General features: G+C 48.0%; 11 protein-coding genes. 8 read left to right on the top strand and 3 right to left on the bottom strand.

All coding sequences use genetic code 11. The features are described from left to right. The first annotated feature begins 40 nt into the window (after nucleotides 1-40). Nucleotides 41-3412 (top strand): LamG-like jellyroll fold domain-containing protein, encoded by a 3372-nt coding sequence (locus tag NNX04_RS09910; RefSeq protein ID WP_261948320.1) that lies wholly within the window; start codon nucleotides 41-43, stop codon nucleotides 3410-3412. Nucleotides 3413-3687: 275 nt separating this feature from the next. Beyond that, nucleotides 3688-4878 carry an RICIN domain-containing protein gene (locus NNX04_RS09905; protein WP_261948319.1) on the top strand — a complete coding sequence of 397 codons (1191 nt, stop codon included), beginning with the start codon at nucleotides 3688-3690 and terminating at the stop codon, nucleotides 4876-4878. Nucleotides 4879-4997: 119 nt separating this feature from the next. Here NNX04_RS09905 and NNX04_RS09900 read toward each other — a convergent pair whose 3' ends face one another. Beyond that, nucleotides 4998-6575, bottom strand: a complete 1578-nt coding sequence (locus tag NNX04_RS09900) for a glycoside hydrolase family 43 protein (RefSeq protein ID WP_261948318.1) — start codon at nucleotides 6573-6575, stop codon at nucleotides 4998-5000. A gap of 521 nt (nucleotides 6576-7096) precedes the next feature. Between NNX04_RS09900 and NNX04_RS09895 the strand changes: the two genes are divergently transcribed. Together NNX04_RS09895 and NNX04_RS09890 are read left to right on the top strand one after the other, a co-directional pair. Further along, entirely contained in the window at nucleotides 7097-8635 is a 1539-nt protein-coding gene (locus NNX04_RS09895) for a methyl-accepting chemotaxis protein (protein WP_007646141.1), read from the top strand. A 17-nt stretch (nucleotides 8636-8652) separates the two neighbouring features. Beyond that, nucleotides 8653-8940 carry a hypothetical protein gene (locus tag NNX04_RS09890; RefSeq protein ID WP_007646143.1) on the top strand — a complete coding sequence of 96 codons (288 nt, stop codon included), beginning with the start codon at nucleotides 8653-8655 and terminating at the stop codon, nucleotides 8938-8940. A gap of 74 nt (nucleotides 8941-9014) precedes the next feature. On the opposite strand, the gene NNX04_RS09885 is transcribed toward NNX04_RS09890, so the two are convergent. Beyond that, nucleotides 9015-10646: a sodium:solute symporter gene (locus NNX04_RS09885; RefSeq protein ID WP_261948317.1), complete on the bottom strand. Its 1632-nt coding sequence runs from the start codon at nucleotides 10644-10646 to the stop codon at nucleotides 9015-9017. A 496-nt stretch (nucleotides 10647-11142) separates the two neighbouring features. Between NNX04_RS09885 and NNX04_RS09880 the strand changes: the two genes are divergently transcribed. Then, nucleotides 11143-13788: a TonB-dependent receptor gene (locus NNX04_RS09880; protein ID WP_151059013.1), complete on the top strand. Its 2646-nt coding sequence runs from the start codon at nucleotides 11143-11145 to the stop codon at nucleotides 13786-13788. A gap of 117 nt (nucleotides 13789-13905) precedes the next feature. Here the strand turns inward: NNX04_RS09880 and NNX04_RS09875 are convergent, their stop codons facing one another. Next, entirely contained in the window at nucleotides 13906-15411 is a 1506-nt protein-coding gene (locus NNX04_RS09875; protein WP_261948316.1) for a tryptophan halogenase family protein, read from the bottom strand. Between the two features lie 198 nt (nucleotides 15412-15609). Here NNX04_RS09875 and NNX04_RS09870 point away from each other — a divergent pair, with 198 nt between their 5' ends. The 3 genes from NNX04_RS09870 (at nucleotide 15610) to NNX04_RS09860 (ending at nucleotide 22313) form a co-directional block, all read left to right on the top strand. Beyond that, the gene (locus NNX04_RS09870; RefSeq protein WP_261948315.1) at nucleotides 15610-17073 is read left to right on the top strand and encodes a family 43 glycosylhydrolase; all 1464 of its coding nucleotides are present in this window, start codon (nucleotides 15610-15612) and stop codon (nucleotides 17071-17073) included. Nucleotides 17074-17226: 153 nt separating this feature from the next. Beyond that, nucleotides 17227-19641 carry a glycoside hydrolase family 127 protein gene (locus tag NNX04_RS09865; protein ID WP_261948314.1) on the top strand — a complete coding sequence of 805 codons (2415 nt, stop codon included), beginning with the start codon at nucleotides 17227-17229 and terminating at the stop codon, nucleotides 19639-19641. 626 nt (nucleotides 19642-20267) lie between these two features. Continuing rightward, nucleotides 20268-22313: a glycoside hydrolase family 97 protein gene (locus tag NNX04_RS09860; RefSeq protein WP_261948313.1), complete on the top strand. Its 2046-nt coding sequence runs from the start codon at nucleotides 20268-20270 to the stop codon at nucleotides 22311-22313. Nucleotides 22314-22653 lie beyond the last annotated feature (340 nt).

Here is a 22653-nt window from a genome sequence, read left to right as displayed (position 1 = left end):
ACCCAACTAATAAGCAATAACTACAGTGAGAGGTTACCCGATGAAACTTCATAAACTCGCGCTCCTTATAAGTGGAGCCGTGCTAGTCACCGCTTGCGGTGGTGGATCGGACAACAAAGGTAGTGAAATCCCTGCCAATGTTGTACCTGAAAACGTGAGCCTACCTAACCCTACCGTCAATGCCGAAGCCATTGTTTACAACGACATGGCGGTGCATGACCCTTCTATTATTAAAGCAGCTGATGGCACTTTTTACGTGTTTGGCTCGCATTTATCGGTGGCAAAATCCACTGATTTGATGTCGTGGACGCGAGTAGCTGACGGTGTAAACGACCAAAACCCGCTGTTCAATACCTATTCATCCGAGATTGCCGAAGGTATTGCCTGGACCGATGGTTATGTTGGTAACTGGGCAGCCAATGTGGTTCAGGCGCCCAACGGCAAATACTGGTTTTATTACAACCATTGTGGCCAAAATCATCCTGATGAACCTGTACCAACAGAGGTTTGCTTCCGTCGTTCGTATTTAGGTTTGGCGGAGGCCGATTCCATTGAAGGGCCTTATGTCGATAAAGGCGTATTCCTGCGTTCTGATTATCGCTCGCCGGAAGAGTTTGCCAGTTTCCCCTTGGACAATGGCCAAACCACCTACGACGGCGCTGTTGATCCTAACGTGATTGACCCGACCACCTTCTTTGATAAAAACAACCAAATGTGGATGGTTTACGGCTCCTTTTCCGGCGGCATATTTATTTTGCGCATGGACGAAACTACCGGTAAACCAAAGCCTGGCCAAGGTTACGGTAAGCGTTTGACTGGTGGCGGTTTTGCTACGGTTGAAGGTTCTTTCATCTACTACAACCCCGATGCAGACTACTACTATATGTTCACTTCCATCGGTGGCTTTAACGCAACCGGTGGTTATAACATCCGTGTTTCCCGCTCCAAAAACCCCGATGGTCCTTATGTGGATGCAGCAGGCAACGACATGCTGCTCGCTAGAAACAATCTGGAAACGCTCAGTAAATATGGCGTGAAGTTAATGGGTGGCTTTAATTTTGTGTCGGAAGTTGGCGACGCTGCCGAAAGCTGGGGTTATTTGGCGCCAGGCCACAACTCCGCCTATTACGATGCAGCCACCAAAAAGAACTTCCTGGTTACTCACACTCGTTTCCCGAATCGCGGCGAAGAGCACTCAGTGCGCGTTCATGAAATGTGGGTCAACAAAGACGGTTGGTTAGTCTCTTCACCACAGCGCTATGCACCTATCGAGGGTACTAACGTGGTGGATGCTAATGATCTGGTGGGCGATTACCGTTTCATCAATCACGGCCTGGATACTAATTCTGTCGCTCATAACTCGGTTTATATCCGCCTGAACGACGACCGCACCATCACTGGTGAAGTGAGTGGTTACTATCGCCTGTCGGACACTGACAACAAGCGCATTACCCTGGTGTTGGGTAGCGATACCTATGAAGGTGTAATGGCGTGGCAGTGGGATGCAGCGGCAGCGCGTTTGGTACCAACTTTCTCCGCAATATCCACTAAGGGTGTGTCGGTGTGGGGCTCCCAGTTGGAAGCGCGTACTACCGGCGAAAACCTGACGGCAATTGCAGATGATTTGTCCTTGCCTGCGGAATACGTAGATCCAACCATGACTGTGCCATTGCGCGGCACCCGTGCAGCCGAGATTACTTGGGTATCGAGTAATCCGGCGGTGATTAACCTCAAGCGGGACAAAAAAACCGGTGAGTTAACTGGTGTCGCTCACGTCAATCGCCCTAGTGCAACTGCCGGTGATCAGGATGTAACCCTGACGGCAACAATTACCTTAAATGGGGAAACCCAGACCAAGAATTTTATCGTCAAGGTATTAGCTGTGCGTTTGGTTCCTGCTGCGGCTCAATTCAAGTTTGATGGCGATTTGACTGAAGCAACGGGAACTTTTGCTGCTGGCAGCACAACCGGCGACCGTATTTTTAATACCGGCGGGACTGCAGCCTATGGGGCGGGTATCGATGGTCAGGCAATTAATCTGAACGGTTATGGTGTCTTGTTACCGCAAGGTCTGATTTCCAACTACGAATACACTGTGTCCTTCTGGCTGAAGCCCACGGCTATAACGGCCTTCACGACAGCCTTTTTCGGTGCCGTGGATACCGAACAATGGCTCAGCTTTCTGCCTGAGGGTTGGAATGGCGGCACCATGTTGTGGGCGCGTACGCCAAACTGGTACGACGGCATTGCCGGCTTGAAGGTACCAGAAGGCGAATGGACTCAAATGGTATTCTCGGTTGATAAGGGTGAGGCAACAATCTATATCAACGGCGTGAAAAAACATGTTGGTCAGAATTTTGGTGACCTGTTTACGAATAACAATGCATTGTTTGCGTTAGGCGTTAACTATTGGGATCTTCCTCTGAATGGTTTGGTAGATGATTTGAAGATCTATAACCAAGTACTGACTCCGGACGAGGTTGCGCTTATGGATCCCGGTAGTCGCCCTGCTGCCGAGGTGCTGGAGCTGGCGGCGAATGAGTTGATCCTGGGTGATTTGTCGGCGTTAAAAGATGATATCGATCTGCCTTTGGCTGGCCCTTACACGACAGCCATTAGTTGGAGTTCATCTAATCCAAGCCTGATTGACGCGGTGGGGACTATCGTCCAGCCGAGTGCAACTGAACCTGATGGTACTGCAACGCTTACCGCCACAATTAGTTATGGCGGCGCAACAGTTACCAAAGCGTTTGATGTGGTGGTGAAATCCAAAGCACCTCCAGTGCCACTGGCTACCTTCTCGTTTGAAGATAATTTAAGTGAGGCAAATGGTGCTCATGCAGACGGTACTGTTGTTGGCAATCGCGTCAATGTCGCTGGCGGTTCAGTCAGCTATGTGGACGGCGCCAAGGGCAAGGCACTGGTGCTGGATGGTAACTCGGGTGTGCTCTTGCCTGACAACCTGATCAACGATCACTCTTATAGTATCTCGATCTGGCTGAACTTGACTGCGGGAACCCAGTACACACCGGCGTTCTTTGGTTGGGCGACTGACTCTAGTTGGATTAGCGTGGTACCGCGTGGCCCGGGTGATGCGCAAAACACTATGCTCTGGTCAGGTACTGCCTGGTATGACGGGACATTCAACGCCAAGATCCCAACCGGCAGCTGGAGTCATTTGGTGATGGTAGTGGAAAACGGCAGGTTGACTACCTACATCAACGGTGCACAAACCAGCACTATGGCGGGATTCCCCGACGTATTTACCCCTGCAGGTGATACTCACTTTGCATTGGGTGTGAACTATTGGGATATCCCCTATAACGGTCAAGTTGACGAGCTGAAAATCTATGACGAAGTGTTAACTGCAGATGACGTAGCAATTATTAATGCCCAGGACTCTGCGGAATAATCTGTCTTGATAGGTTATTAAATGTTTACAAAAGGGCACCTTCGGGTGCCTTTTTGTTGCATGTGGTTTTGTGTGACTAAATTTTGCTCAGCAGAGTGGCTGCTATTTACAAGCCATCCCCCAAGCTCTATCGTCACTTAAAAATATAATAATACTAATAAGGCATCACTTAATAAGGTAATAGACCGGTCGATCCAAAGAGGCATTCCTGCCCTGCTGCTTATCAATCCTGATAAGTGGATTCCCTAATAAAGATAAAAGTGGAGATCGAATCAATGAAACGTATTTCGTTATTTTTTGTATTGGTGTTCAGCATGCTGCTGAGTGCCACCAGCCATGCGGCGCTGTCTTCCGGGCGCTACGTCATAGTATCCAAGCTCAACGGTAATGCGTTGGACGTCGCCAACTTCAGCACGGCCGATGGTGCGGATGTAATGCAATGGTTCGTGTTAGGGGGTAATAACCAACAGTTTGATGTGACTGCCCTGAGCGATGGCACCTATTCCATTCGTGCTGTACACAGCGGTAAAGCGCTGGATTTATACGGTTGGAATACTAACGACGGTGCAGAAGTTCGCCAGTGGACTTACACCGGTGCCGATAACCAGCGCTGGTACATTAACGACACCGGCAATAATTATTACTCCATCACCGCCAAACTCGGCGGCCGCGCAATGGATGTGTGGCAAATGAATATGTATGCCGGTGCGGAGGTGAATATGTTCAGCTACTGGGGTGGAGCCGGGCAGTTATGGGCTTTCCAAAAAGTGGGTAGTGCCAGTGAATGTGTTGCGGGCGCCACGCTAACCAATCGTTTTGTTAATTGCGGTGGCAAAACCATTGGCTTGAGTTGTGCCAGTAACAGCGAAACCCAGCCGGCGGTGTTAACCCTGAGGAACTCATCCATTCGCAATGTGAAGCTTGCGGCCAATGGTGGTTCCGACGGTATTCACTGCAACAGCGGCAACTGCACCCTGGCGGACGTGGTATGGAATGACATCTGTGAAGACGCGGCGACTAACAAATCTGAAGGCGGCACTATGACTATCGTGGGCGGATCGGCCTATAACGCCTCGGGCAGTGGGTACGGTGGCACACCCGATAAAATCTTCCAGCACAACTCCAAAAACAGCACCACCATTGTGGCTGGCGGCTTTACCGCCACCGGCACAAACGGCAAGTTGTGGCGCTCCTGCGGTAACTGCTCAAGCAATGGCGGCCCGCGCAATCTGTTGGTTTACGATGTGAATATCAACGGGGCGATAGGCAGCATCGCCGGTGCGAACCGCAACTTTGGCGATAAAGCGACTATCCGTCGCTTGAAGATTAAAAATTACGTGCGCGGTAAACCGCCGGTGTGTGAAGAGTTCCAGGGCGTGCAAAGTGGCAGTTCATCCACCAAGTACGGCGAATACTGGAATACCGCCAGCTGTGATGTTTCTACGGGCGATGTAACCGCGTTGTAAGTTAAAAACTCGTGAAGTTGAAAAACTAACGGGGTGGAAGTGCCTCTTTGTACTTAATAACCGGGCGTTGCGCCCGGTTTTTTATGGATACCCGCGTTCGCTGGCATGATGAAGGAGGTTTAATTATTCCGGCTGCCCCACACAAAAATACCAACAGTTGATTGTGCACTGAATGTCACCACGAAGGTTTTGCTGTTGGGGTTCCACTGGCGCGATAAAACACCTTTAAAGCTCTCATTGCCAAGTGTCAGGTCAATTAAATTATTGCCCTGCGCGCTCCAGCTTCCGCTCACTGCACCAGTCACACTGCCATCACTATTAAGGGTAATAGTGGATGAGGTTTTCAGCGTGGCGCTGATGTCTTTACCGTGGTTGATGTATTTGTAACTACCCGCTACTTCGCTGCCAGCAATGGTTTTATCCAATGTGGTCGGATTGCTGCTGAGTGGTACATAGCGATAGGGCGCCGCGACCGGCCAGCCATCGGCATTAAAAAACAGTTCGTGGGTGCGAATTTCATGTTGCTCGCCACGGCCGGGGAAACGGGTGTGGAAGATCAGGAAATATTGATCCGACTCTTCCTCGTAATAGGCCGAGTTGTGCCCCGCAGAAACATAACCGTGTTGTGTGCCTGTCTCGCCAGCGGCTAACGCGAACTGGAAATTGCCCATCAACTTTTGCCCGTGAGGTGCGTAGAGCACGTCGTCAAACAGTTTGTTGGGGTTGCCTTTTACCGTGGACATATCGGTGCCCGCGGCATCCAAATAAGGGCCATCAGGGTTCACCGAGCGCGCGACGCGCATGTTGTAGGCACCAATTGCATCCAGCCCGCCAAAAGAGGTGAACATATAGTAGTAACCGGTTTGCGCGTTATAGAGCACATAAGCGCCCTCGATGCGCGCGTGATGGCCGCCTAACAGGTGTTTACCGTAGCCTTGGCCGGGTTTGGCAAGGCCGGTGGTTTCATCCAGCTCCAGAATAAAAATGCCGCCGGAGTAGGAGCCATACATCATCCACAGCTTGCCGTTTTTATCAAAGAATACATCCGGGTCTACTGCGTTGGGGTGGACTTGGGCGTCGTATACCGTGCCGTCTTCACTGGCCTGACCCCACATGCCGGACTTGAGCATGATTTGTTTGTTCACATAAGGGCCTTCAATGTTGTCGGCTACCGCTACACCCAGCGCCGAGCGGGGTGAATCGCCCTTGCAGGAGTTGTAGTAGAAGTAGAATTTGCCATCGTCCAGCTGGATAACATCCGCGGCCCACAAGCCGGTTACCTCTGACCAGGTAAAGGTGTCTGCCAATTCGGTAGTGACCTTATTGCCGAACAAGGGGTTTTGGTTGTTCACGCCATCGGCCACCTTGGTCCAGTTCATCAGGTCGCTACTTTTGGCGGCAGCCAGATGCGAGCCAAACACATAGTACTCACTGCCTACTTTTACCACTGAGGGGTCGTGTACCGCCGCGTTGGTAAAATTGATATTCACGGTTTCACCGGCGACTGCACTGCTACTGGCCATGCTGGTCGCGCTGCTACTAGTGGCCATTTCGCTGCTGCTTATGGTTGCCGCACTGCTGGCGGGGGTGGGGTTGTTTGCACTGGGTGAACCACCTCCACCGCCACCGCAGGCAGCAAGTGCCAGCGCCACTGAAAAGGGGAGGAGTTTTGCGCTGTGTTTTAGTAAAGGCTTCATTGTGGATACCTTGGGTTAAAAATTGCTGGATTACTTTTAATATTTATATATAATAATACAAATGGTGGCGCACAAAAGATAGCGATATCGATACAGTGCCCACCGTTATCGATTGTTGTATGTGTCCCGAGTCTTATCCCTTTGTCGTTGGATGGTGTTAGTTTTGTTGATGACACCACTTTTTGCGCCGCTAGTACTTGTGTTAGCGGCTTTTTTTTGCCTGTTCGGTGAGCCTTAGCTATAAGTAAAAGGACGGATTTATCAGATATGTGATTTTTTTGTGATGCTTTTCGCAAATAACCGGCTTATCTTCGTCTTTTATTGCTTTTTTGACTAACAAGAATTCTACAAATAGCAATTGCCAATATTGACCTATACTTAACATTCAGTGTTTTTATCGTAACCAAAAGATAAATCGGGGTAGGGCGCTTAGTTCGGTGCTTTATTTGACTGACAATTTATCCGCTGGTGCGGTAGTGCTGGATCATAGCGACATAAGAAAAATTATCTGAGAGGTTGGTGTGAATAATTTATCGCTCAAAATGAAAATCCTCCTAAGCGTCACGCTTAGCTGCGTGGCAGCAGTGGTGGCTACGGCAATAGTAACGGCACAATCGGGTATCGAGACGGCGCGCGATACCATTATTAAGGATACCCAAACCCTGGCCCAGGTATTGGGTGAGGCCAGTGTAGGTGCAATCACGTTTGATGATGCGGCAACGGTAGCAGCGTCACTCAATGCGTTGAAACTCAGCCCCCGTGTGCAATCGGCGGCCATTTACAGCGGCGGTAAACCCTTCGCTTGGTATGTGCAGGGTGTGAGCGAGGCCGATGCCAAAAGCCGCATATCTACACAAGCGCCTTCCGTGGGCATGACGGAAGCTAAAGGGCAGTTAACTATTACCGAGGCAATTCAGTCCGACGGCCAAACCCTGGCGTACATCTCCATGGTGATTGATATGGCCGAGGTGCAAACCATTGTGGCTCAGGCCTTTAATCGCTCGCTGGTAGTGGTGATTGTGCTCAGCTTGCTGGCCTTGGCGGTGTCATATGCCGTGCAAAAAAGTATTGTTGGGCCAATCAATAACATAGTGGAAGCACTGCGCAATATTTCGGAAGGTGAGGGCGACCTGACTCGTCGCTTGCCAGTTTCTGGCCGCGATGAAGTGGCAGAATTGGCCAGCTGTTTTAATCGCTTTGTAGAGCGTTTGCAGGGCATTATCGGCAACGTGATTCAAACTGCCGCAAGTGTGCGCAAAGATGCACAGGTATTGTCCGCCACCGCGCGTGAAAATGAATTGGCAATCCAACATCAACAAAACGAAATCCAGCAAATTGTTACGGCGATTCGCGAGATGGCGGCGGTGGTAGATAACGTTAGCCAAAGTGTGAGTGAAACCGCCAACCAATCACAGCAAGCCGATAGTGCTGCCGCTTCTGGCAAACAAACAGTGGCGCTCACTATGGGGCAAATCCAATCCCTCTCTAACGACATTAAAACGGCTGCTGGTGTGATTGATCAGTTACAACAGGAAACTCAAAGCATCGGTTCTGTGTTGGATGTCATTCGCGGTATTGCCGAGCAAACCAACTTACTTGCACTAAACGCGGCAATTGAAGCGGCGCGCGCCGGTGAACAGGGGCGTGGTTTTGCGGTAGTGGCCGATGAAGTGCGCACCCTGGCTTCGCGCACGCAAACATCCACCACCGAAATTCGCGAAATGATCGAGCGCTTACAATCTGGTTCGCACAAAGCAGTGGAAATGATGTCGGCGGGCAACGCACAAGCGGGTGCTTCGGTGGAACAAGCGGGGCAAGCGAGTGTATCGCTGGAAAATATTACCTCCATCGTGAGTGTGATTCGCGATCGCACCAACCAAATTGCTGCCGCGTCCGAACAGCAAAGTGCTGCAACACGCCAAATCGAAAAAAATGTGCAGCGCATTTCCAATGTGGCCGTGGAGTCGGCACAAAGCTCCAGTCGCATTTGTACCAATACTGAACATCTGGCAGCCGCAGCCGACCAGCTTTCCGAGTTGGTGAGCCGCTTCCGCGTATAAAGCAGAGGAGAGAGACAATGAAAAAATATGTAATTGCGTTGACACTAACCGCCGCCTTATCCAGCGGTGCTTATGCTTGCAGTAAACCGGCCACCAAACCGGAATTTCCGGACCCGGCAACAGCAGTAAGTGCACAGATGGTCAAAGCAAACAACGATGTAAAAGCTTACGTAAAAGCAATGCAGGATTATTTAGGTTGCGCTGGGTTAAGCCGTTCAGCCGAGAAAAAAGAATTGGATGACTTGAAAGCCTATGCAGAGAGTTTTAACGTAATTATTCGTGCTTATAAAGCGAAGGCTGGTTAAATCCCTCCCTCTCCTCCCCCTTTGAAAAAAGGGGGAGGAGAGGGATTAGCTTGTAAAAAAAGATTTAAATATCGCTACCAAAACCGCACATAAATCGCTGCTGTAATCCCCACAATTACCAGGGTATGAATCACATCCCACTTATCAATACCGGCACGAATTTCAGCGCGCTGTGCCGCAGAAATTGAACCATAGGTTAACCCTTGTAATTGCTCATCGCTCGCGACTTTGGTGAACAGGCTTACACTAATCACCAATACACAAATCACAACAAATAATAATGAGCAGTAGTAGAGCCAATTCATGGCCACCAAGCTGTACAGGAAGCCATCGGGATCGAGTTGATCTTTAAAAATGGTCAGCACTAAACGCAAAATGCCCAATACAAATCCGCTTACCAACCCGATAAAACCGGCAGCAGGTGTAATGCGTTTGGAAAATACACCCAGCAAAAATACGACAGCAATGCCTGGTGCAATCAACGCTTGTACTAGCTGTAAATATTCGTAGAGCACATCGGATACCATTTGCATTACCGGAATCCACACTATGCCGAGTAAAACCACCACTACAGTGGCGGTGCGGCCCACGCTCAAAAGTTTTGTTTCGCTTGCGTGTGGTTTGAACTTTTTATAAAAATCGATGGTGAATAAGGTGGCGGAGGAATTAAACAGCGAGGCCAGGGAGCTCATCAACGCAGCGAGTAAGCCGGCAATCACAATACCTTTAATACCTGAAGGCAATAGTTCCGATACCAGAGCCGCAAAGGCTTGGTCTGCACTCTCAATATTTATTTGCCCTTGTTGATGCAGCGCATAAGCGATCATGCCGGGAAACAGGAAAATAAATACCGGCAACAATTTTAAGTAGCCCGCAAAAATAGTCCCGCGCCGCGCCGCTTGAATCCCTTTGGCGGAAAGCACACGCTGCACAATGTATTGATCCGTACACCAATACCAAAAGCCGATAATAAACGAGCCAAAAATAACACCCGGCCAAGGAAAATCCGGGTCACTGGCGGCGCGAATCAAATGCATTTTTTCGCCATTGATACGTTCCAGTTCAGCAAAACCGCCCACCTTCTCCAAGCCTACGACCAGAATGACCAGTGAACCGATAATCAACACCGGTGTTTGTAGCACCGAGGTCCACATAATGGCTTTCATGCCGCCCAGCACGGTGTAAATCCCGGTCACTACCACCAAACCAACAGCCGCGATCCAAAAGAAATCTATACCCCACATACTGTCGATACCGAGTACTGTTTTCAGTACCACACCACCGGCATACACAGTGACCGATACTTTGGTGAGCACATAACTCACCAGCGAAATAAACGACAAAAAAGTGCGCGAGTTGGACGAGTAACGGCGCTCCATATACTCGGGCATGGTGTACACCTTGCTGCTCCAGTAAAACGGCGCAAACATCCAGCCGAGCAACAAAATAATCCAGGACTGTAACTCCCAGTGCGCCATCGCCATGCCCGTTTGCATGCCTGCGCCCGACAGCCCGACCAAATGTTCCGAACCGATATTGGAGGCAAAAATGGATGAACCAATTACCAGCCAGCCGGCATTGCGGCCTGCCAGAAAATAGTCAGAGGTGTCTTTTTCTTTTTCAAATAGCGACCAGACCACTACCGCGACTAGCAACAGCATAAAGCCAGCTAGCACAGCCCAATCGAGCGTGGAAAAGTGAATCATGCGGGTTACCTTTTATTCTCAGTCTGTAGTTATTGTTGGGGCTATTGTGACGCCCTGCGCCAGGGTAAGCCCGGCATAATCATACGTAAAGCAAGGTATTATTGTAATATAAAAATTGTATCAAATAGCGATTTGCAAGCCTTTCTTGCTGTTCCCAAATGAATAACCCTCCATCGCGATAAAACCTTGTTTTCTGCACACTTGGCGCTAGCTCTCGGGTGAAAGTGCTACTTTTGGTAATGCTCTGGTGTTTTTACATAAAAAATACTTTTCATTTGTTGACGGAAAATGCCGTGAAGACTAGTATTTTAATTGTCTTACAATATGCCTAATTATTAGGCGCTGGCTAACAAAAACGAGCCTGATCGTTTTGTGCGGAGCAGGCAGAAATACCGCGCCAGACTAAGACAGTGCTGCAAGAACACCGGTTTTAATAATAACAATCGCTCCATCGGACACTCCGAATAAAAAGGGCGATTGACCACGGGAGATAGTCATGTTCAAGAAAAAAACACTCAGTTTATCGATTGCAATGGTTGCAGCCTTGGGTTCGTCCTACGTGGCTGTAGCGCAGGAAGACGACGGCCTTGAAGAGGTTGTTGTTACCGGTATTCGCGGCAGTATGTCCAAAGCGTTGGATATCAAACGCGAGAACACCCAAATTGTTGATGCAATTGTTGCTGAAGACATTGGTAAATTCCCTGACAACAACGTAATTGAAGCTATGTCACACATCACTGGTGTGCAGGTGGGTGTGGATGTTAAAGGCGAAGGTAGTAGCGTAGTAATTCGTGGTTCTGGCGACATTGTTACAACTATTAATGGTCAGCAAGTATTTACCGGTGTCGGCCGCGGTATGGCACTGCAGGATATTCCTGCAACTCTAGTAGCAGGTATCGAAGTTTATAAGTCCACCTCTGCCGATATGATTGAAGGCGGCGTAGGCGGTGTTGTTAACGTGCGCATGCGTCGTGCATTTGATTTTGATGGTTTCAAAACTGCAGTTTCTTTGAAAGGAACTTACAACGATCAGTCTGAAGAAACCGATCCAAACCTGAGTGCATTGGTTAGTAATCGCTGGGATACCAGTGCGGGTGAATTCGGTGCATTACTGAACGTTGCTTACATGGAAAGTAATTATCGTGAAGAGGCAGTATGGGGCGGCGGCTTTTTCCCCTACACAGAAACTGGTGTGCCTATTGCTGGCTCCACACCTGGCGTAGCGCTGGACACTTCACCCGACAATGATTATGTATTGATGCGCGATGCGGCGGGTGCGTGGGATCGTTACGGCTTGAACAAGCGCCCTGCAGTGAATGTGTCATTACAGTGGGCGCCGAGTGACAGCCTGGAAACCTATCTGGATATGTCATACCAAGGCTACGAAGGCAAAGGCAATATGTCCTTCCTGTTTACTCGTACCGATGCGCAACAAAAACCTGGCACAAGTTACACCTATCATGAAGGCACTAATGTTGTTAAAACTGCCCAAACCGTTAATGCATTTTTGCTGACCAGTACGCAAGCATATGAAGCTGAAACTGAAAGTATGCAGTACACCACGGGTTTGAACTGGGATGCGAATGACAAGCTGAATGTCAAAGCTGACTTGAATTATCAAACATCTACCTTTGATAACACCGGTTTGATTCTCGATTTCACCAGAAATGCGCCTACCCTGAATGTTGACTTCAACCAAAATGGTGCAGTGGCGTTGGATTACGGTGATCTCGATTTAACCAGCACTGACGGTGTGGGTGTTGCGACCTTCTTTGATGGTTGGACTCATTCCAAGGGCACAGCTTACGCTGCGAAAGTGGATGCCGATTATCTTGTTGACTTTGGGCCGATTGAAAAATTTGAATTTGGTGTGCGTTATAGTTCGCGCAATGCGGAAAATCAGGACGTGCAAAATGTGCGTTGCTGCGGCCCATTGCTGTCCGATCCACGTCTGAATGGCATTGTTGATAAGACGCCGGGCGATTTCATGAGTGGTGTAGTGACATTTCCTCGCCAGTGGCTGACACCATCAGTTGACTGGATGTTGGATGCAGAAAATCAGGATACATTGCGCAACCTTGTGGGTTTCAACTACACCGGCAGACCGGCGTATGACCCTACTCGCTACTTCGATATTACTGAAGATACTACGGCGATCTATGGACAATTCCACTACGCATTCGATGTGGCTGGCAAAGCAGTTGATGGTGTGGTGGGAAGCCGTGTTGTAAACACCTCTTCTGATTTGACAGGTTTCCAAATTGATGGCGACACCAATGTTGCCACCCAGGTAACCTTGAATGCTGACGACACAGTGGTATTGCCAAACGCGTCTTTCCGCATCAGTTTGACCGATACGCTTACTGGTCGTATTAACGCCTCACAAACACTGACTCGTCCTGCTTTCGGTGATTTGAACCCTGCATTGACCTTGCGTGCACCTATCGCTGGTCAAATCAATCAAGGCACTGGTAGCGGCGGCAACCCGAATCTTGAGCCCATTGTGGCAACTAACTTTGATGTTGCTTTGGAATGGTATTTTGCAGAAGACAGCGCCCTGACCGGAACTATTTTCAATCGCAATTTCACCGACACTATCGTGCGTAAAACTACCATCGTTGATATCGGTGGTGTGCCTTACCGATTGGATCGCCCTGAAAACTCTGGTGAAAGTGACTACACCGGTTATGAAGTGGGCTTCCAATATTTCCCGGATAACTTACCGGCGGTATTGCAAGGTTTGGGTGTCCAATCCAGCTACACTTATATTGATGGTGAGTTGAAGCCTGAGTCAGGTGCTGCGAAGACCGAGCTGTTTAATGTATCCAAAAAATCTTATTCGGTGGCATTAGCCTATGAAAAAGAAAAATTCGGTGCACGTATTTCCTACGTCTATCGCGATGCATTTAAGGGCGGTGAAAACTTCTGTTGCAGTATGCCAATCGAAATTATGGCGCAAGACTACGGTTCAACTGACGTGAGCATGAGCTACAACGTGACCGACGATATTATCCTGACCTTGGATGCTACCAATATCTTTGGTGACAACTTCCAGGATTATTTCGGCGATGCCACTTTGTTTAACCGTGATACCGTTCGTTTTGCTAAAACTGTTTCTGCTGGTATTCGCGCTTCTTTCTAGGTTAGCCGAATAACTGTTGGAAATGAAAAGGCCGCTCAATTTGAGCGGCCTTTTTTATAATTAATGAATTGAAAATTTAAAAATAAAAACGAAGTAATAGAAAAGCCATTGTAAATATTAGTAATGGATGTTCAAACGTTTTTTGTGATCAATAAAATATAAATTGCCGATGTTGTTTAATTTTTCCTGCAAGGTTAACTCTATGTTGGTTGGCGTTATGTTTGCTTTGGTTGTGCGTAAATGGGTAAAACGCCCCATGCCCGCGAAAATGCAAAACCAAGATTCAGGTTTATACACTTTTGCGCGTTGCTGCTTGAACAACAAATCCATAAAATCACCTTGGTTATCCCAGCAGGAAATTAAGGCTTCCAGCTTGGTCGATGGTTTGGCTTGTTCGCGGCAAGCGCGCCAGTAGGTGGTATCGGTTCGGGTGTTGAGCAGATAATGGGTAACAATGTAATCGCGAATTCCGTCAATTAATTCGTTAATGTAATTGTTGTAGTTTTCTTTGGTTGTTTCGCTAACTGGCTGGTCAAAACAATCTACAAAATTTTCCAACGTGGATTGCACGATTGCCAGAGCTGTAGCCTCAAGTGGTTCGATAAAGCCTTGGGATAGCCCAACCGCCAAACAATTCTTTTTCCAGTGATTATGAATGCGACCAACGCGCATGGTTAAGTGACGTGCCGGTGAATCTTTAGCGGCATCGCCCAAATGATTGCGCAATTCCTGCTCGGCCTGTTCGGGGGAGATGAAATCCCGGCTGTAAACATAGCCATTACCGTAGCGGTTAGTGAGTGGGATTTTCCATGCCCAACCATAACCTAAAGCAGTTGACCGTGTGGCTGGTACGATCTCTTCATCAATCGCTGTTGGTAGTGTTACCGCTGCATCATTAAATAAATTTTCTTTGAACGATAAAAAAGGTTCCAGCAGGGTTTTACCCATCAACAAACTGGCAAAGCCAGTGCAATCGATAAAAAAATCAGCACCTATGCTGCCGTGTTGTCGGGTTTGGATACTGCTTATGTCACCCTCAGCGGTAAGTGTTACTTGTTCTACATTGTCGATGAGGTGGGTCAGTCCCAGTTGTTTGGCGCGGTCACGCAAAAACTTTCCCAGCAACGCTGAATCAAAGTGATATCCGTAATTGACCTGATTACCCAGCTGCGGATCAACAGGTAGGGGTGCTTTGTTTGCCTGTGCAAGGTGATAAGCGAGGAAATAAGGGTTGGGGTGTGCCTGCTGATTATTGCCCAGTCGCTGTGAGTTGGCCGCTGCTACAAAAGCGTAAGCACCTTCCTGATCCCAAGCGGTATAAAACGGGTGGAAATAACTTTCATATCCGGGAGTTTCGCCCCAATTATCAAAATAGATTCCAGCTTTATAGGTGGCGTTGCAGGCGGGCATCCATTCTTTTTCGGCAATGTGCAGATAGCTAAAAAATTTTCGCAGCGCAGGTGTTGAACCTTCACCTACGCCAATAATGCCAATGTCCTCAGACTCAACGAGCGTGATTTCCACTTGGTGTGTTTTCCACGCGTGCAACAATATTGAAGCCGCCATCCAGCCGGCAGTGCCGCCGCCAACAATCACAATTTGTTTAGGAACTTGATTTTGCATAGATAGGCCTGTTCTTCAGGGGTTATTTATTTTGGTAAAAGCTGTGCTATACGGCTGATATGTGATTTGTATAATGGTAGTATTGTAATACAAAGTAGCATAAAGCCAAGAACGAGCATTTTCCTAGTTGGTTCTGTGTCGTCGTGGCTTTTTGCAGTAACAGCTCTCCCACAATAATTAATAACTAAGGGTTTTTCTATGTGCAAAGCTATCCAGCTATTCAGAAATATTTTTTTTATCCTGGTGTCATTATCGAGTATTAATTCGATTGCATTAACGCTTAATGGCACAACGGATATTCACGATCCCTCTACCATTGTGAAAGATGGAAATACTTATTGGACTTTTGGCACCGGTGGTGGGGCCAGTAATTTTCCAATCAATGCACTTTATTCCACCGATTTGATTAATTGGCAGCGTGGCCCATCCCCCGTGCCTGCCAATACCTACCCGAGCTGGATTGGCAACAAAGTGCCGGGGTTTGACGGCAATTTTTGGGCGCCGGATTTAATTGAAATGAATGGCAAATTTTATTTGTACTATTCAGCTTTCTCCGCAACATCTGGTATGCGCTCAGCTATTGGAGTGATGGTTACCAACTCGCTCAATAATCCCAATTGGCAGGATTTGGGCATGGTAGTTTCTACCGTGGACGAAGGCACGTTAAGCGGCCAGCCAGTTAATACTATTGATGCAGGTTTATATCGCGATGCGCAAAATAATGTGTGGATGATTTATGGTTCGCACTATGCAGGTATTTTTGTGCGGCAAATTAATCCCAATACCGGGTTGCTGATGAATTCCACTCGTTACCCGGTGGTGGGAAATAATTATGCATGGAGTGAATTTGAAGCGGCGCAAGTAAAATACATCAATGGTTATTACTACATGTTTGTTAACTTGGGCGAGTGCTGCCAAGGTAATAACAGTGATTACTACTTGGTAACTGGCCGCTCCACTAGCCCCACTGGGCCATTTCTGGATAAGAACGGTGTAAGCCTGTGGAATTATGGTGGCAGCACTGTGTTGATGTCTGATGGGAATTATATTGGCCCCGGTCATTTTGGTTATTTCTACAATAATGGCCAGCACCTTGCGTCCATTCACTATTACGATGGCACCACCTCCACCGGTTGGCCTGCGCGTTTGGATTTATTGCAGATGACTTTTTCTAATGGTTGGCCGGTATTCAGTCGCAGTTTTACAGTGAAAAGCGATAACAATGCGCGTATCAGTGGTACTTATCGCATTACTCCTGCGCACTCAGGGAAATCCTTGGATGTGGAAAGTTGTGGTGTAGCAGCAGGTACTAACCTCCGTCAGTGGAGCTGGTTAAATAACAATTGCCAGAAGTTTATAGTTTCACGTGTTGATGATGTTTGGCATCGCATCTCGCCAGCCAATGCAACTGGCTTGGCTTTTGATGTAAATTCTTTTTCAACTGCTGATGGCGCCAACCTTATGCTGTGGAATTACACTGCCACTCACAACCAATTATTTCGTTTTCAAGCGGCAGGCTCAGGGCGTTATCGCATTGTGAATCGCAACAGCGAAAAATGTTTGGATGTTGCAGGAGCGTCCAGTGCGGATGGCGCCAATCTTAATCAATGGCAATGTGTTGCCAATAGCACCAATCAAATGTTTACGCTGCAAGCGCAATAATTATTTTCATGGATAGATGCGTTCGCGGGTGTGACGAATAGTGAATATCTAAGAACATGCTTAACTTTATGAAAAGTTAAGTTAAATCCCGCTATTAGTCAGTAATAAATCTTATATTCCCGCCATTGGCGGGAATATTTTTTTGGAGGTTTTATGATGAATTTGGTTAGCTCTCTGCGTTTAGTCACTCTTGGTTTCAGCTTGTTTATGGCGTCAGCGCATGCCCTTGAGCTAGCCCCCACCCGCGATGTGCAATTGCTCGATAGCCCATTTCTGCAAGCGCAAAATACTAACAAAGATTATTTAATGGCGCTGGATACCGAAAAATTACTGGCACCATTTCGCCGTGAGGCCGGCCTGCCGTTTAAGGAGACTTACGGCAATTGGGAATCCACCGGGCTGGATGGCCACATGGGCGGGCATTATGTGACGGCGCTGGCCTTGCTCTATGCCGCGACCAAAGACGAGGTGGTGCTGCAGCGGTTGAACTATGTAATTGCGGAATTAAAAAAATGCCAGGACAAGCTAGGCAGTGGTTACATTGGCGGTATTCCCGATAGCAATAAAATGTGGAGTGAAATTGCGCGCGGTGATATTCGCGCCGACAATTTCTCCACTAACGAGCGCTGGGTGCCCTGGTACAACCTGCATAAAATCTATGCTGGCCTGCGCGATGCTTATTTATATGCAGGCAACGAAGACGCCAAAAAAATGTTGGTGCGTTTGTCTGATTGGACTATTGAACTCACCAAAAAATTATCACCTGAGCAAATGCAAACCATGCTGCGCACCGAACACGGTGGTATGAATGAAGTATTTGTGGATGTGGCAGAAATCACCGGCGATAAAAAATATTTGAAACTGGCGGAAGCTTTTTCCCACCAAGCGATATTACAGCCGCTGGAAAAACAGCAGGATCAATTAACCGGCCTGCATGCCAATACCCAAATTCCCAAAATTATTGGCTTTAAAAAAGTAGCCGATGCGACGCACAACGAAAGCTGGAATAAAGCCGCAGAGTTTTTTTGGCAAACCGTAGTAGACAAACGCACCGTGGCGATTGGTGGCAACAGTGTGAAAGAACACTTTCACGATAGCCATGATTTCACGGCGATGATTGAGGATGTAGAAGGCCCGGAAACCTGCAATACCTACAATATGCTCAAACTCACCCAGTTGTTGTTTTTATCTTCAAGGGATAACTCAGCAGCGGATATGAAAAAAAGTAAAAACAATCCGGCGATGAAATACGTGGATTATTACGAACGCGCCTTGTACAACCATATTTTGTCCTCCCAGCATCCACAAACTGGCGGCTTGGTGTATTTCACCTCTATGCGCCCCAATCATTACCGCAAGTATTCGCAAGTGCATGACGGCATGTGGTGCTGTGTGGGTTCTGGTATAGAAAGTCATTCCAAATACGCCGAATTTATTTATGCGCGTGACTTAAACAAAAAAATACCCGAAGTGTTTGTGAATTTATTTATTCCCTCGCGTATGACCTGGGCAGAGCAGGGTATAAGCCTTACCCAAAATACCCAATTCCCTGATGCAGAAACTACCGAGCTGGTAATGGAAACCAGCAAGCGTTTTCGCTTGCAATTGCGCTACCCACACTGGGTTGAAGCCGGTAAGCTGCAATTACGGATAAACGGAAAAACGGTGAAAGTAAAACAACAACCGGGCGATTACATTGCGCTCGAGCGCCGTTGGAAAAAGGGCGATAAAGTGCAATTGGCGTTGCCTATGAAGCCGCGCTTGGAAAAATTACCCGACGGTTCAAACTATTACGCGGTGCTCCATGGCCCCATTGTACTTGCGCTGAAAGCACAGCCATTTGTGACTGAAAAAATCAGCTATTTTTCGGATGATTCACGCATGGGACATATCGCCTCCGGTCAGGTATGCCCACTGGAAGCCGCGCCATTTTTGTTGGGTAATAGCGATGAATTTATCCAGCAATTAAAACCCGTCGCCGGTAAACCGCTCACCTTTAACGCCAGCGGTTTAATCAATGGCCAGAATCTTCAGCAGATCGAATTAGTCCCGTTTTTCCGTGTACACGAATCGCGTTACGCACTGTACTTGCCCTACAGCACCGCGGAGGATTTAGAAACGTCTCGCGCCAAAGCCGCTGCTGAGGAAAAAGCGCGCTTGGAGTTGCAAGCCAAAACCATCGATCAGGTTACCCCTGGTGAACAACAGCCAGAGTCAGACCATTTTTATAAAGGCGAACAAGCGGAAGCGGGTTTATACAATAATCGTCACTGGCGCCACACTCGCTCGTGGTTCAGTTATGAATTAAATGATAAAAAACAGGAAGCCAAAACTTTGCGCATCACCTACGCAGGAATTGATTCCGGCAGAAAATTTGAAATTCAGTTGAACGATGTGGTGATTGCCAAGGTGGAATCCACCGGCAATACGCAGGAGTTTTTTACGGTGGATTATGCGATACCTGCGGAATTAGTAAAAAAAGCCAAAGGTAAATACACCCTGAAATTTGTCGCGACACCGGGTTCAATTGCGGGTGGTATTTATGGGGTCAGGTTGTTGCGGGAATAGCTTTTTAGCGAGTGAACTTCTAAAAATATACTTTTGTCATACCCGCGCACGCGGGTATCCATAAAAATAATAGTTCGAATTGTTTGTGGTTTTATTTTCTGTTGTCACTGCTTTTCAGATTTGTGAAGTGAAATCCATCATTGCACTCCCCAATCGTTAAATCCCAATCGTTAATCCTTATCTTTAACCCCACCCTTCGTAGTCTTAGGAACAGTGTCACTGAGTCCTGCGAGCTTCTGTCCAGCGATAAAAAAGTGGTCGCGGGGTAACTAAACCGGTAGCTGGCTTTGGCTGTTGCAAGGTGAAAACTATGCCCTCCCCACAAACCTGGGGTGCTGGTTTGGTTTGGTACCAACACAACGCCAAGCAAAATATATAATACAAATAATACTATTGACTTATTAAAACAAAGTGCTTTAATAAAGCGGGTGTGCCGTATTGTTTGATTTTTAAGCTGCTCGGTTTCACGTTCATCTCCTGTCGCGAATGCGACTTTGTATGGGCCGGTGAATTATTCGCCGGCTCTTTTTTAACCGTTGTTTTTTGGTTAGTTGCTATAACGATAATCATAAATTCACCCCGGGTGCAGCCTGTTGTGGTCGGTGGTTTTACGAGGAAATGTCACTATGAAAAACGTTCACAAGATCGTGTCGTGGGGTACTGCGTCACTATGGTTGTTGGTCGGGCTGGTACTGGGTTGTGGAGGAGCGCTTCACGCGACTGCCAAAGAATCGCTGATACTGGCATCACCCAACGGTCAATTGGTCGCTGAGGTAAGCATTGATAAGCATATTAGTTACACCCTGACCCAAGGGGATAAGTTGCTGTTGTTGCCCTCGCGTTTGTCGCTGGAAGTGGCCGAGGTAAAGAAATTGCTGGATAAGCCCCAGCTGGCGAAGGTTTCTCGCCGTAGTGTCGATGAGGTTATTGCTCCGACTTTACCGACTAAATCCAAGGAGATTCGCGATCACTTTAATGAAATGACAATTGAGCTGGCGCAGCAGGTATCAATCGTATTCCGCGCTTATAACAACGGTATTGCCTACCGTTTTGTAACTCGGATTCCCGGCCAGGTGCAGGTGGACGACGAACTGGTGGAGTACAACTTCAGTCAGGGCGACAGCGCTTGGCTGCCGGTGGAGGAGGGTTTTTATTCCCATAACGAGCGCAGTTATATTCAAAAACCCTTGGTGCAATTCAAGCGCGATACCCTGAGCAGCTTGCCCGCATTGGTGGCAACGGCCAACGCCAAGATATTGATTACTGAATCCGACCTGCAGGACTACCCTGGTTTGTGGTTAAAGGGCACGGGTAAAAATGCACTTGCAGGCACCTTTGCGCGCTTCCCCACCAAGGTAGAAATGGAACCCAATTCAGACCGTAATGAGCCGGTGAAAGCCCGTGCCAAATACTTGGCCATCACCAAGGGCGAGCGTGCTTTTCCCTGGCGGATTTTAGCGGTAGCTAAAAATGATGCAGAGTTACTGACCAACCAATTGGTTTACCAACTTGCTGAGCCTAGCCGTATTGCCGATACCAGTTGGATCAAGCCCGGTAAGGTCGCATGGGATTGGTACAACACTAACAATCTATTTGGTGTGGATTTTAAGGCGGGTGTGAATACCCAAACTTACAAGCACTATATCGATTTTGCCGCCGAATACGGTTTGGAGTACGTGATCCTTGATGAGGGTTGGTACAACCTGGGCGATTTGCTGTCCACCGCGCCGAATATGAATATCGAGGAACTGGTGGCTTATGGCAAACAAAAGAACGTCAAAATCGTGCTCTGGGTAATTTGGAAAACTCTCGATCTGCAATTTGAGGCGGCTTTTGATCGCTTTGAAAAGCTGGGTGTGGCCGGTATCAAGGTCGACTTTATGCAGCGCGATGATCAGGGCATGGTCAACTATTATTGGAAAGTCACCGAGGAGGCGGCAAAACGCAAATTGCTGGTCAACTTACACGGAGCCTATAAACCTGCCGGTTTGCAGCGCACCTTTCCCAATGCCATCACCCGCGAGGGCGTAAAAGGTCTGGAGTGGAATAAATGGAGCTATGAAAGCACTCCCGAACACAATGTGACCCTGCCTTTTATTCGTATGGTGGCGGGCGCTATGGATTACACCCCCGGTGCTATGTCAAACGGTATTGGCCCGGCAGCGTTTAAAAATGTGAAGTTTGATGGCAAGGCGCCGGATCATCAGGATTTCAGCATTCGTTTCACTCGCCCCATGAGTCAGACGACACGTGTGCATCAAATGGCGATGTTCAGCGTTTTTGAAAGCCCGATGCAAATGATGGCAGACACGCCGTCCAACTATCGCAAAGAGGCTGAGTCAGCAGGGTTTATTGCCAAGGTGCCAGCGGTGTGGGATGAAACCCGCGTGTTACACGCAGCAGTAGGCGATTACCTGGTGGTAGCACGCCGTAGTGGTAGCAATTGGTTTATCGGTGCCATGGGGGATGAATTTGCCCATGAACTTACCGTGGATCTGTCATTCCTACCGGCCGGAAGCTTTGCTATGGAGAGTTTTGCTGATGGTATCAATGCCGATTTTTGGGCTGAGGACTACCAGCGTAGTGAGCGTCAGGTTAGTCGCAGTGACCGCTTCACCATCAAACTGGCTCCTGCCGGTGGTTGGACTGCACGGTTGACGCCCCTGAAATAATATTTTTCACAACCCAGATCCCTTATTTCATGGGGTCTGGAGCCTATCTGTGGTGGTTCACGCAGTGCGCGGTAGAGCAATAATTAGCTGCGCACTTCATATAAAAATTAATGCCAAGTTAACTCTCGTAATTACTATAAATATTATATATATAATTATTGATTAATTAATTCAGTGTGATTTAATTATGTTTGTCGGTTCCGGATTGCGTTTGTCCGGGGGTGTCCAGCGGCCACCCAACAATAATTCAGCACAGTGTTCTCGGCATAAAAATCAGTTCAATTGGCGAGTGTGTCTTGGTTTATTGGCGGGTATATAACTAATGATAATATTCGAGGAA

It is taken from the genome of Cellvibrio sp. QJXJ, from assembly GCF_024452345.1.
Classification (GTDB): domain Bacteria; phylum Pseudomonadota; class Gammaproteobacteria; order Pseudomonadales; family Cellvibrionaceae; genus Cellvibrio.
This window is presented reverse-complemented; position numbering and strand designations above follow the sequence as displayed.

Bases quoted from the DNA above. Each gene is read 5' to 3' on its own strand.
- NNX04_RS09860 (WP_261948313.1), top strand. From the start codon at position 20,268: ATGAAAAACGTTCACAAGATCGTGTCGTGGGGTACTGCGTCACTATGG.
- NNX04_RS09870 (WP_261948315.1), top strand. From the start codon at position 15,610: ATGTGCAAAGCTATCCAGCTATTCAGAAATATTTTTTTTATCCTGGTG.
- NNX04_RS09880 (WP_151059013.1), top strand. From the start codon at position 11,143: ATGTTCAAGAAAAAAACACTCAGTTTATCGATTGCAATGGTTGCAGCC.
- NNX04_RS09905 (WP_261948319.1), top strand. From the start codon at position 3,688: ATGAAACGTATTTCGTTATTTTTTGTATTGGTGTTCAGCATGCTGCTG.
- NNX04_RS09875 (WP_261948316.1), bottom strand. From the start codon at position 15,411: ATGCAAAATCAAGTTCCTAAACAAATTGTGATTGTTGGCGGCGGCACT.
- NNX04_RS09885 (WP_261948317.1), bottom strand. From the start codon at position 10,646: ATGATTCACTTTTCCACGCTCGATTGGGCTGTGCTAGCTGGCTTTATG.
- NNX04_RS09900 (WP_261948318.1), bottom strand. From the start codon at position 6,575: ATGAAGCCTTTACTAAAACACAGCGCAAAACTCCTCCCCTTTTCAGTG.
- NNX04_RS09910 (WP_261948320.1), top strand. From the start codon at position 41: ATGAAACTTCATAAACTCGCGCTCCTTATAAGTGGAGCCGTGCTAGTC.
- NNX04_RS09865 (WP_261948314.1), top strand. From the start codon at position 17,227: ATGATGAATTTGGTTAGCTCTCTGCGTTTAGTCACTCTTGGTTTCAGC.
- NNX04_RS09890 (WP_007646143.1), top strand. From the start codon at position 8,653: ATGAAAAAATATGTAATTGCGTTGACACTAACCGCCGCCTTATCCAGC.